Below are 12492 nucleotides of genomic sequence, written 5' to 3'. Positions count from 1 at the left end.
TCTTAATAATAATTTTTTTGATAGGATCAATCGTTAGTTATGGGTTATTTCAGGATGATTTAGCATTATGGGCATATGGAAATTCTCAAAGCAGAAACGGAGAATTACTAAAAGATTTTCTAAGCGTTTTAGGTGGACTTTTTATTCTTTCCGGTCTTTATATATCCTACATTAGAGCAAGAGATTTTGAAAAAAGCGTTAGAAATCAAGATGAACAAATAAAAAATCAGACAACCGAAATAAAACTAAATAGAGAAGCTTTAATTAATGATCAGTTTAAAAATGCAGTTCAGCATTTAGGTAGCGATAAAGAACCAATTGTTTTAGGAGGTATTGCCGAATTACACACATTAGCAAAAAATAATGAAAATCTTTCGGAGTTAATTTGTGATATACTATGTAGTTTTATCAGATCTGCAGCGGAGCAAAGTATTGATATTGAAAATATAAACTATACATTAGTTACCAAAGTCATAGATACCGTTTTTCATTCTCCAATATTTAACGGTTTTCAAAAGAATATTCAAAACTGTAATCTTTCGGGGCTTGAATTAAAGGAATGTCATGTTGAAAATATAAGCTTTAAAGACTGTATTTTATTCAAAACCGTAGATTCTGTTTCTTTTACAGAATGTAATTTTGAAAATTCTATAATTCAAAGAGGTACATATAGTTTCGTACAATTTCATAATTCTTCTTTAGATGGAATTGCATGCATGCTATCCAGTTTTTACCAAGTTGAATTTGGTGGCGCTGAGGACTCTAATTTTTTAAATTGTAAATTTTCTTTCTGTAAATTCAAAGGTTATATATCTAGATCTTGGTTATTGTTTTGTTATTTTGAGAACTGTGATTTCCATCCAGACTATAGTAGTTCCTACTCATTTGTTGAAAAGATAAATTTCAGTGGCAGTCAATTTTTCCAAGTTGTTTTTAACTATAGAAAAATGGAGCTTTGTCAATTTGAAATTTGCGATTTTGAAAACGTAATTTTTGAAAAATATATAGGAAGATCAAGCTTTAGAGGATCAATAAAAAGTGCTAAACGGTTTACGTACTTTAATGAAAATAAAATTTTAAGTAGAATCAATAAAGTCACTAATTTAGATGGAATTGAATTCAAAGATTTTAGCCATTCTGGTTTGGATAAAGCTCAATTTGATATTGAGAACGCTAGAATTTTAGCAAGAAATTTTAATGATTTAATTGAATTTTACGGATTCGGACTTAAAAAAATTAAAGACACAATGCTTACAATGAAATAATTGATATTTCAAAGCAAAAGAAATCTACGAAGATCTCCTGATCAAATAAATTTGTAAATGAATTACTATTTCATAACTCCCGACTTAAACTTGAACGTTGTTAGTGTTTCAGACCAAATAAGAATTACGAGTGATTATAGAATAGAAGATTCTAAATTTATTGACAATTTTTATTTTGAGGAGGTTTGCAAGCCGAAATTAGCTAATGCAGTTCTAGAGCATAGGGCTAAATTGACCGATTATATTGATATATCTGCAAGTGGATTCAGTCATCGATTATTAATAAGTGATAAACTAAAAAATATATTATCAAATAGCATAAAGGAACGCTTCCAATTTTTTAGAAATAAAGTTTATCAAAATAACCAGGGTTATGATTTCTGGCTAGTACATCCAATAAGTGATGGGCTTAATTGGATTAATTTTTCCAAAAGTGAATTAGTTCTCAGAAAAAGAAAAAGGCAAGGTGGAACGGTATTAGTAAATTACCCTAAGATAAATAGTGCTGAAAAATTCCTGAATGAAGTCATGAGGCTAAAAACTGAAAAAAAGCGATTGATGTTGAATAAGGTTCATATTCTTGATGGAAGAATTGATTTTTTCTGTTTGCGTTATGTAGTTGGAGGAGTGAAATATATAGTATCTGAAAAAATTAAAAGTGAAATAGAATATCAAAAGATTACAGGTCTGAAATTTGAAATAATTTAAAAAAAGCAAAATTTTAACCGAAAATCCGCAATTTGCCAGCTTCTCGAAAAGGATTAAAATTTGAACTAATTTTATCTCTTAATATCCGGATAAAGAGACCCCGAATGTTCATGATCTGGAGCATTAAGGCCGAGCTAAAATAAGAGCTTGTGAGATCCTTTCTAAATTCCTGCTGAGGTTTTCCGGTGGCAGATTAGATCCTGCCATGGTTCCCGGTGGCATTTATCCAGGTGAAGTGATCCCGGTTGTTAAAAGAAAAATGTGGTAATGCTCTTTTTGCTTTCTAATCATTCGAGATTTTAAAAATCCTTCTTTCTCTAGTGCACTAATCCATAAATAAACAGCTTTCTTATTAACTCCGAATAATTCCGGAAACTCATCATAATGAAAAATAGCCTTGTTTTCTTCGTTTGCTCTACTGGCAATTTCTCCAAAGAGTATTTTGGCATTAGGCGGTAATCCATTACAATATCTTACTTGAATTGGAATAAATAGAAAATCCTTAGATATAGAATTCATTTGATCTATACTTTAAATTAGCCCCTATTTTAAAGGGGCCATGTTTTTAACTTAATCTGGATTGGTGTTTTCTAGCACTGTCTATTTGTGCCACCAGGTCACGATTTCTAATCTTAAATTCACCGTATACTTGAACATTCCCACCACTGGAAACATCCGCTATCATGCCTTTTAGTTTATCTAATGGAGCTATAACTTCCGGATTGGATCTTGCTCCTGAATATTCACCAACTAGAGCATTAGTAGGGGTATAGACAATACCACCATTAGCAAAAGCACGAGGGCGACTACCACCACCACTTGCCGGTGCTGATTTCAATAAAGCACCAACCACACCAGATAAAGCGATTAACGTTGCACCCGCTGCAATTGCACCAACTCCAGATGCAAATAAATTTTTGAAAGCTTCTGACGCAACCCCTGCGGCAATCATTGCTTGGCCTAAACCTTTCATGAAATCTGAAACGACACTCATAAGACCAGATAATGCATCTCTCGCTGTAGCCTGTCCTGTAAAAATATTCCCTACAAATTCTCCAAAAAATTGTGCGGTATTTGCCGCTAATCCTTGAAGTGCCCCGTTAACTTCACTGGTTACATCAATTAAATCAGTTCTAAAATTTTGAAACTGAGTTTTTATCAATTCAATTTTATTAGGTAGATCAGCAGCCAATCCATCAAGTGGGTTTGAAATTGAAACATCTCCAGCTTGAACACCTGCATCTATAGTTGTAATCTGGGCACGGCCGCCACCGATTCCATTTTGCCCTGCGGACACCGCATTGTAAACTGCTTGCTGAATTGCGGTAGTATCTATATTTTCTTTGGTAAAGGTTAATTTCTTGCGAAGGGTCACTGAATCAATAGCATCGTTCACATTGTTTTTCATCTGTGAAGAAAACCTATCGATATCCCCGCTTAGATCATCTATAAGACCCCTGAAGTTTTCAGCAGCAAACTTGCCTTGCTCCTGTAATATTTTAGGAATTGAACGAAATTCACCAGTTAAAACCGCTTTAAAGGCTTTACCTAAATTCTCTACAGAACCAAGAATGAATTCAATCCCGTTAGTGAAGCCGGTCACAATAAAATCAACAACCAGTTTAACCGTATTATAAAGATTTTTAAATACAAGAATGATAGATTCCGCACCGGCACGAAAAACAATACTTTCATTGTATAGATCTATAAAGTAATTGCGAACCTCGAAAAGTGTTTCTTTTATAGGTTCCCAATTTTTCGCAATCACCACTGCTATTCCGGCAAGCGCAGCGATCACAAAACCTATTGGACCGGTTAATGCGGTAAACCCGGCTGCCATAGCCGGAATGATATTCGCCACCAGGATTCCCATAGTAGCCAAAACAGGCCCTAAAGCAGCGGCAAGACCTGCAACTACTACAATCGTTTTTTTAACGGCAGGATCAAGACTTGAAAACCAATTGATAAGTTCACCCAACTTACCAGCCAGTTTCGTTACGTAAGGCAGTAATATTTCCCCAAACTGCACCGCTACATCTTCAATCCTTGCCTTTAGTAACCTCATTTGATTCGCAAATCCCTCGTTAGTTCTTGCATAGTCACCAATGGCATTCTTAGACTGCTCCTGTGCCAACTGAAGGGTTGCAAATGCCTTTGACTGCCTTTCGGTTTCAAAGGTTAGACCAGCCTGAGTATTTTGTAACACGCGGGCTTTCACATCAGATTCCAGGATCGAGATCCCAAGAGATTTCACGCTTTCACGTTCGCCAAGTAAAGCCTTGGTTAATGCCTGGGAAGCACCTTCGGCACCACCAGAAAAGTTAGTGAACGATGCCAGGTCTACCGCCAGCTTATTTACTTCGGTAGAAAGATCCAGGGCAGATTGTTGTGAAAAGCCGAAACCGGTTAAAAGGTCACCGGTATCTGAAAGTAATTGCTGGGAAGCTTTAGAACTTAAGCCATAACTATTCCGTAATTCTGTAGCTGCTTTAGAAGCCGCTTCAGAGATATCACGAAAGACCGTATTAAATTTTGAAGATGTTTCTTCTGCATCACTCGCCGCCTTTACAGAGGCAGCTCCCAAGCCTAAAATAGGTAAGGTAACACCAAGAGTAAGTCCGGAACCTACAGACTGCATCTGTTGCCCGAACTTAGACATTTGACGCTGCGCATTTTGTAAGGAGCTGCTAAAGCTCTTTAAATCAGCTGAAAATCTTATTGATATATTTGCAAAACTAGACATGTGTTTCTTTTCAAGTTACTTATAATCAATTATTTATATTTATTTATTTGTATTATTTATAAACATTTTTATTAAAAACTAATCCATATTATCAAGTACTATAATCTTGTTTAAATGAGCATCTACGGTAGATTTTGAAAAAATAAAATGTTTGTAAGGGGATAACAAAATGAATGTTATCATTTTGCTTTCGGTATTCAGAATTTTACAATTCTCAGGTATTTCTAAGATTTTATTTTTTTGGATTTAATAAATTATCAAGGTTAGATTCTAATTCTGAATATTCATCTTTATTCAGAGGAAAAGATTTATAACTGGTTATATAGAAGCCTGGTAATACGATTTCACCCTCATATACATAGTTTTTTTCGTCGTAAACTTGTAATATGTAGATGTACAAAATATCAGTTTTGTTGCCTTCTATTAAACCGCCATTGGAAGCGTCAATAATTCTTACTTGACTATACACCTTAGCTAGATCCCGAACGCTGAATAAGTATTTCGATTTGAATAAATCATTATCAATTATTCTTCTACCAATGTTATTCTTTTCGACAAAATTTAGAAATTCTTCATTATGATCAAGTTGTCTCATTATTTTTTTGAATTTATTACCGTTACTTCTTAACCCCCCCCCTTAAAAAAATTACTCCGAGTATAATTTCGCTTAAGTGGCGATGTACACGAAGAAAAGGCTGAGGTGTTTTGACCCCTATGGCCCCTAACTAATGATTCTTCTATAAGCAGGTTGATTAATTATTTCAGGTTCATTCTGGTTATTATAATTTTCATTTTCTATCCAGGAAATAATATATTTTTCAAAGTCTTTTATACTCGGTTTATCTTTGAAGGATTTTAAATTGAATTTCCGAATAAGGTTACTCCAGTTATTCACTGTATTCTCTTTCTTCAACTCATCTATCTTTTCCGAATATTTAGATTTTAAAAAATCAAAATGAGAGAGAGCCTCTCTCTTATCATTGGTTTTATTATCTATAGTATTATAATTGTCCGGCCGTTCATCCGGGGGTCTCCCTTCTGTTCGTCCGGGGGTCTCCCGGCCATTCATCCCGGGGTACCCTTCCATTCGTCCGGGGGTTCCAACCTTTAAACCTTTATTAGTGAAACGCCAATAAGTTTTGCTATTATCTTGTCGATCAACAAAGAGTTTTATTAAACCTGGTATTATTAATTTCTTTTTAATTCTCCTACTTAGGCCGTCTACCGTGTTTATATCCAGTGCTGGTAACTCATTAATTATTTTTCCATAAGCCACCCAGAAATAGTCTTCACCTTTATATTTCCTAGTTTCAACTTGTTCCCAGTTAGAGAGGTGGTATAATTGCTGAAGTATGATTGCATCCTTAATTGATAATTGAAACTTTTCAGGAATCGAATTGTTATATTTCACCAATGCCAGTTGGTTAAACGTTACATTGTAGCGCATAAATCATTATCTTTGGGGTGTATTTAAATGCAATGTTTAGATACATCATTTGAACAATAAAGCCAGGCTTCTATTTAGATCCTGGCTTTTTTCTTAACAGGAATTCGTGTTTTTCTAAAAGGAGCCGAAAAACAAAAGGGTTGTGAGTATAGAATTCAGGAAAAATATCTATTACCAAAATTTTTTCGTTAGAGGCAAGCTCACAAAACATGAGGGTTCCCGGCTCTGGGCTTTTTCTTTCTTTGGCTAGAAGGTTGCCTTCAAATATGTTTATTAAATGAGTTTCCAATAATTCAGAAACACGGCTTCCAAATCTCCAATTTGCCGGATCTTCTACACAAAAGCTTAATTCACGTTTATTCCTTGGCTTTTGAAGTGTTACCCGTTCTGGTAGGAGTGATTTATGTATGTTATTATTAACCTTTTCAAATATTGAGATATTACTATTACGTCCCTTTGATTTCTGGTAGATATGCCTGTGAAATTTAATGCCGTTTGTCTCCATTATTCGCCGGGATTAGAGTTGTATAAATCTTTGACAATCTGTTTTCGGCTATAATAAACACGGCCTCCTTTAGTGAGTGGTTGAAGTATTCCTTTTTTTACCCATTGGTGCAAGGTTCCATAGGATATACTTAATAATTCGCATACCTCCTGCCGAGTTAAAAACTCTTCAGGTTCTTTTGGTTGAAAATTCTTTTTAAAATCCTCCAGGCGTTTATCCAATCCTTCAAAAATGATTCTGGTTAATTCATCTGGAGTTGTTTCGTGAAGTTGTGTTACGTTTCCCATTTTTACAGTATTTCATATTAACACTGTAAAAGTATAGGTGAGATTACGGTGATTTGTCGGGAGTATCGGGGAAAAATACGGGGAATAATTATTTTAAACTTTGTAGTCTAGTAATTCATTTATTATTAGTTCAATTTCCTTATGTCGAGTATTATTCTCTTCAAATGAATCTAGTCCTGAATGCTTCTTGTCAATTTTTAATTTGTAGAAGTGAGAGAAATTTTCATTCCAATATTCAGCAAATAATTTTTGGTTTTGCTTTTTCATGTCACCTCTAAATACTTGGTATAATACACTAGCAAATACCCTGTTAACCTGGTAATTTTCTGAGTATTCGTTAATACAATATTCAATTAAATTTGAATAGTGAACATCTTTAAAAATTGGGTGTGGTGTTTTATTAGAATGTGTAGAAAACTCCAGCTGGTTATCCTTTTTCGAAAATTCCTTTCCGTCAATAGCTTGCTCAAACTCTTTAATAATTTGAAGCTCTAAACAATAATTTAAAATACAAGTTGCCTGGTGGAAACTTTTGTATGCAAAAGATTTTAACTTGTCATTCTCATTTTGAAATACTCCGAATTCAGTAGTTTCTAAATTAACTCCGCAAGTTTCTATTACCTCGTCAAATTCGGATTTAACTATTTCAAATTTTCCATTTTTATAAGAAACCCCTTTTGCCTGCAAATAATTAAAATGTCCGTCACCTCGAAAATCAATTTTTAGATTATCTAAAACTTCCAGTTTATCCCGGTCATTTCCAAATTTAAAATTTGAATGATTGGTGATTGTTTTTATTGTCTCATTCAAGGTAGCTTGTAGAGATTTATTCACATATGAATAAAACTCATTGTAAAGAGTTTCGTTTAATTTCATTTGAACAGGATTGGCGCAAATTATACAGGCTGTATCTCACAAGTCTAATCGCTATGTTTTTAGAGATTTTATCTCTACTCTTAATGCTTTACGTATTTCAGCTCTTTCAGCCAGCGAGTATTGATCCCTATAGACTTTATATAATCTTAATTTTTCAAGTATTTCTTGCATTGATTATCAGTTTATAGTTTAGGTATAAATACCGGCGTCTCAATCTCGATGTTAAGACTATTGGCCAATTCAAAGGCTTGTTTCATTTCTTCGCGAGATTGAGAAACCTCAGCTTCTAGTTTTTGGATAATTGAATTCATAATTATTTAATTAATTAGCGATTTTCATTTTAGTTTTCTTTTCCTGCTTTGATTTGATCATTTTCCAATATTGCGCCAAAACATCAGCATTATCTTTCGGGGCTTTGCCTATATAGTTGAGAAACATTTTTTCTGTTTTATGGCCAGTTGCGCTCATTATTACTGGAGTGGGTAATTTCCCGTAATGATTAGTTGCAAAGGATCTACGACATATATGGGTGCTAACCAGATCACTTTTTTTGTATTCCCCAGCCTTTTTTCTCCAAATGTTTTTGCCTTCTTTTGTCTCACCTATTTTTTCCCTTTTCTTACCTGGGATCATTTCATTAATTCCAGCTTTAGAGCAAACCTTTTTGATATAATCATTAAATTTCTGAGAGCTAATTTTACGCGGGAATTCCCCTTTATATTTTTCGAGAGTTTCTGAAACTTGCCAATGTAGTGGCATAACAATTTTTTGCTCGGTTTTTTTCGCGGTGTATTCTATGTATTCTCCTTTAATATTGTTTTTAGTTAATGTGAGAAGGTCACTAACTCTAGCTCCAATCCAGACGCCAATAATTAGCCAATCCCTAGCATTATCCAGGTATGAGTTTTTTGATAGATCCTTTTCATAAATTTTGTTTATCTCATCTTCATTCAGAACTATAAAATTGTTTTTTTCCCTAGTGGCTCTAAAATTTCCGTTTAAAATCGAATCATTGATTTTTATATTATGGGTCCTGTAAGCATCTAGGCAAATAGTTTTAATGATTGTTAGGTATTTTCCTATGCTGTTATAATTAAGGTGGTGCTTATCTTTAAGATAGGCTATAAATTCCCTGTGAAATTCCATATTAACTTGAGAGATCAAATAACGCTTACCCTTATATTTTTCAAAATCCTTTAATTTTCTAATGTTGGTTTCGTATTTCTGTAAGGTCGCCTTACTTACTCCAGTGGTTCCGTTCTTTTGAATCTTGTTAGGAAGGTTGGCAAGGTGGTAAGTTGCAAAATCAATTAAAAGCTGGGTATTTAGGTTTTTATCTTGTTTATAGAAGCGAATTATAACATTCTTAAGCCAATCAGAATTGATTAATATTCCCTGCTCAAAATCCGTGCGGTAGCATTTCAGAATTTCGGCTCTTAATTCAGTTAGATTGTTTTCGAGTTTCAACCGATCATCAAAGGTGGCATTTCTTTTAATAGTTCCGGCTTTTCGGTTCCAGTGTACCGGATCTATAGGTTTATAGGTGGTATGCTTAAAATCTATTTTTCGACCTGCAACAAATCTTAGGTGAATGGAAGCCGGGTTGGCTTTCCCTTTAATAAAGAACTTAACGGTAGGCATATTATTTTCATTTGAACAATATAAAGATATAAAAATTAACATTCGTGCCGACAGGGTGCCGACATTTTTTAAATTTATATGTATTTCAATATACCTTAATGAACTTTTCTAAAACTTTGAAATATCTATAGATAGTGAGTGTTTCCAATAGATAATAGCTGAAATAAGGCTTTCTAAGAGTTTATAAAATTCAATAGGTTGCGTTCCTGGTGAGGCTACAAGATCCCTTTCAGAAATGGAAGGGTTTTTTTCTTCTCAAATGTTAAATTGTTAATAGTTTGGTTGATAAGTATTTACAAAAGTTAAAAACTTCAGCCAATTCTATATGTAACTTGTAATTGCCCCTACCAAGACCCTACAGAGAATAGATATTTATCTATAAAAAGTTATTGCCCTAAATCATTTTATATGAAGACTCTGTTGTACCGCGCAGGAATATTTGACGGGGACGAACTGGATTTTCCGGTTCTCTTTCTCAGTTATTTATGCAAAGCCCTAATGATCATTGCGATTGGATTTCTAGTATTTTTATTAACCTCCAGAACTTATTCAGGTTCTACCACGATTGTGGATAATGAGATCAATACTGCTCAAAAAGTAACGGCAAACCCGCCCTCTCCATTTTAGAGAATTTAGGTTTACCGTTTAATTATTGCAGAGAATAAATGTTTTGTGATGAATTTTAGTCTGTATTATTTTCAAGATCCTTGATCACTTCTAACCCATTCGTGTTGTTTGGATCGATTTGAACTGATTTTTTATAATTCTCTAAAGCCAATTTTTTATTCCCATTTTTAAGATAAGCCTCGCCCAGACTATCATAAACATTACCAGATTTGGGATAGGCCTTTACATTCAATTTAAATACTTCAATGGCAGCTTCATTTTTTCCTGAACGAAGGAGCTGATAACCTAAAGAATTCATTTCTCCTTCATTAAAATTGTAAGTTTCGTCATCTTTGAATTTATTATAAAATTCAAGTCCTGATTCCATTCCATTTTCAGAAATCTCCTTCAGAAGTGCCATAACTCCTGATTTTCGAGGCATCTGGTATTCATTTCCATAGATGATATTACTAATAGCAGTGGTCATTTCATTTAAAGATTTTCCTCCGGTATTGTTTAGAAGGATGATAAGGTTATCGTCTTCAGGGATTCTGGTGATAAGGGTATTAAATCCATTTATACCACCACCGTGACCTGTAATGTTTACTGTATCTTTTCCGAAATTCTGCTGTCCTACATACCATCCATATCCGGCTCCTTGCAATGGCCCCAAAGCTTTATGCATCGTGAACATCAATTTCTTGCTTTCTTCACTAAGAATTTTATTAGACTTTAAAGCCCTGTCCCATTTGTATAGATCTTCAACGGTAGAATATAATGAACCGGCAGAATATGGTATACTCATATCTAAATAAGGCGAATTGATGAATTCTGTACCTCTTTGCTCGTAACCTGTGGCTCTGTTCTTTATGATCTCGTCATGATGGTCAAAGCCCGTATCGTTCATTTTTAAAGGATCAAAAATTCTTTCTTTCAGATTCTCTTCATAAGACTTCCCTGTAACCTCTTCAATAATAACCCCGAGCAGAAAATATCCGGAATTACTATACTCAAATTTTTCACCCGGATTGAACACTAGGCTGGAATCTGCAAAGACTTTTACAAATTCTTTAGGCGTATATGGATTTCGGCTTTGATTCTGAAAGAAGCCTGGGAAAGAGGTGTAATTTGGAATTCCTGAAGTATGGGTAAGTAGATGGTGTATGCTAATTTTATCCCCGGTTTCTTTCGGGTAATCCTTAAGATAGGTTGTAACAGGTTTATCAAGATCCAGTTTCCCTTCATCTACCAGCTGCATGATGAGCATGGAGGTAAATTGTTTGGTAATTGAACCAAGACGATGTTTTGTTTCTGGCGAATTCGGGATATTCCATTCCATATTTGCCATTCCGTAGCCTTTTTTCAAAATGACTTCGCCATCTTCAGCTACTAATACAGATCCGTTAAACTGCAGGTAATCTGTATACTTATTCATTAATTCGTCAATTTTTTCTGCCTTACTTGATGTTTGCGCAAAGGCAATAAATAGGAAGGATGGTAAGATTAATAGCAGGTAGAATGTCCTGAAACTTGTTGATGCTAGTTTTTTCATATTGATTGATCTTTAGTTATATAAATAAGACGATAAAATCTCGGGGTGGTTACATTTAATTGAAAAGCTCATAGAAACTATTGAAATATGGCAATTATTCGCAATCGAAATTTTGGTGATACAAGTCTAGTCTTAGCAAAGGCTTTATTATTTTAGAAATATGAAACAGAAGCTTAAAACATTGATTTTTGATGTTAACGAAACATTGCTGGATCTTGAACCTTTAAAAACTAGCATTAATAATGTATTCGGAAGATCGTACGCAGCAGATATCTGGTTTTCTCAGTTTTTACATTATTCCCTGGTTGAAAGTATGACCAATACCTATCATGATTTCAGCGAGATCGCTGCAGCTGTTTTAAAAATGAATGCAGAGAATTATAAAATGGATCTTTCTAAAGAAAAGATTTCAGAAATTCTTAGCCCTATTGGTCAGCTTAAAGCATATCCTGATGTGAAGCCAGGTTTGAGTGTTCTAAAGGAAAATGGTTTTCAGCTTGTAGCTTTTAGTAATGGAAAAACTTCAGTCTTAAATGATCAAATTAAGAATTCATGTTTAGTAGATTTTTTCGATCTCGTTCTAAGTGTTGATGCCGTTAAAAAATATAAACCTCATCCCGAAACTTATCATTTCGCGCTAAAGCAATCAAATTCAGAAGCAAGCAGCAGCATGATGGTAGCCGCGCATGGATGGGATGTAACCGGAGCGATGAGAGCTGGCTTAAAAACTGCCTTTATTCAAAGACCTGGAAAATCGGTTTTTCCACTTTCAGATAAACCGGATGTTCAAACTACAGGTATAGATAGTCTCGCGGAATTACTATTGAAATAAAAAACCGCACTATTAAAAACAGTGCGGTTT

The 12492-nt window shown here is 34.3% G+C and carries 13 protein-coding genes; 4 read left to right on the top strand and 9 right to left on the bottom strand.

Features of this window, described 5'->3' with window-relative positions; genetic code table 11:
* Positions 1-17 precede the first annotated feature (17 nt).
* Entirely contained in the window at positions 18-1265 is a 1248-nt protein-coding gene (locus tag RE431_RS11230; protein ID WP_309562079.1) for a pentapeptide repeat-containing protein, read from the top strand.
* A 57-nt stretch (positions 1266-1322) separates the two neighbouring features.
* Positions 1323-1973 (top strand): hypothetical protein, encoded by a 651-nt coding sequence (locus RE431_RS11225; RefSeq protein WP_309562078.1) that lies wholly within the window; start codon positions 1323-1325, stop codon positions 1971-1973.
* 222 nt (positions 1974-2195) lie between these two features.
* Here the strand turns inward: RE431_RS11225 and RE431_RS11220 are convergent, their stop codons facing one another.
* From RE431_RS11220 to RE431_RS11185, 8 genes are all read right to left on the bottom strand, one after another.
* Positions 2196-2492: a helix-turn-helix domain-containing protein gene (locus tag RE431_RS11220; protein WP_309562077.1), complete on the bottom strand. Its 297-nt coding sequence runs from the start codon at positions 2490-2492 to the stop codon at positions 2196-2198.
* 46 nt (positions 2493-2538) lie between these two features.
* On the bottom strand, positions 2539-4632 hold the full coding sequence (locus tag RE431_RS11215; protein WP_309562076.1) for a phage tail tape measure protein: 2094 nt from the start codon (positions 4630-4632) through the stop codon (positions 2539-2541).
* Positions 4633-4948: 316 nt separating this feature from the next.
* Positions 4949-5311: a hypothetical protein gene (locus RE431_RS11210; protein WP_309562075.1), complete on the bottom strand. Its 363-nt coding sequence runs from the start codon at positions 5309-5311 to the stop codon at positions 4949-4951.
* A 126-nt stretch (positions 5312-5437) separates the two neighbouring features.
* Positions 5438-6163, bottom strand: coding sequence for a hypothetical protein (locus tag RE431_RS11205; RefSeq protein ID WP_309562074.1), 726 nt, complete (start codon positions 6161-6163; stop codon positions 5438-5440).
* Between the two features lie 70 nt (positions 6164-6233).
* Positions 6234-6668, bottom strand: coding sequence for a hypothetical protein (locus tag RE431_RS11200; protein ID WP_309562073.1), 435 nt, complete (start codon positions 6666-6668; stop codon positions 6234-6236).
* Entirely contained in the window at positions 6668-6955 is a 288-nt protein-coding gene (locus tag RE431_RS11195) for a helix-turn-helix domain-containing protein (protein ID WP_309562072.1), read from the bottom strand. Before RE431_RS11195 ends, RE431_RS11200 begins: the two co-directional genes overlap by 1 nt.
* Positions 6956-7048: 93 nt before the next feature.
* Positions 7049-7831 (bottom strand): hypothetical protein, encoded by a 783-nt coding sequence (locus tag RE431_RS11190; RefSeq protein WP_309562071.1) that lies wholly within the window; start codon positions 7829-7831, stop codon positions 7049-7051.
* Positions 7832-8152: 321 nt separating this feature from the next.
* Entirely contained in the window at positions 8153-9472 is a 1320-nt protein-coding gene (locus RE431_RS11185) for a phage integrase SAM-like domain-containing protein (RefSeq protein ID WP_309562070.1), read from the bottom strand.
* Between the two features lie 408 nt (positions 9473-9880).
* On the opposite strand from RE431_RS11185, the gene RE431_RS11180 reads away from it, so the two are divergent.
* Positions 9881-10099, top strand: coding sequence for a hypothetical protein (locus RE431_RS11180; protein ID WP_309562069.1), 219 nt, complete (start codon positions 9881-9883; stop codon positions 10097-10099).
* A 55-nt stretch (positions 10100-10154) separates the two neighbouring features.
* On the opposite strand, the gene RE431_RS11175 is transcribed toward RE431_RS11180, so the two are convergent.
* Complete coding sequence (locus tag RE431_RS11175; protein WP_309562068.1) at positions 10155-11630, bottom strand: serine hydrolase; 1476 nt, start codon at positions 11628-11630, stop codon at positions 10155-10157.
* 160 nt (positions 11631-11790) lie between these two features.
* Between RE431_RS11175 and RE431_RS11170 the strand changes: the two genes are divergently transcribed.
* On the top strand, positions 11791-12462 hold the full coding sequence (locus RE431_RS11170) for a haloacid dehalogenase type II (RefSeq protein ID WP_309562067.1): 672 nt from the start codon (positions 11791-11793) through the stop codon (positions 12460-12462).
* Positions 12463-12492: the final 30 nt, after the last annotated feature.

Source organism: Christiangramia sediminicola (genome assembly GCF_031344135.1).
Classification (GTDB): domain Bacteria; phylum Bacteroidota; class Bacteroidia; order Flavobacteriales; family Flavobacteriaceae; genus Christiangramia; species Christiangramia sediminicola.
This window is presented reverse-complemented; position numbering and strand designations above follow the sequence as displayed.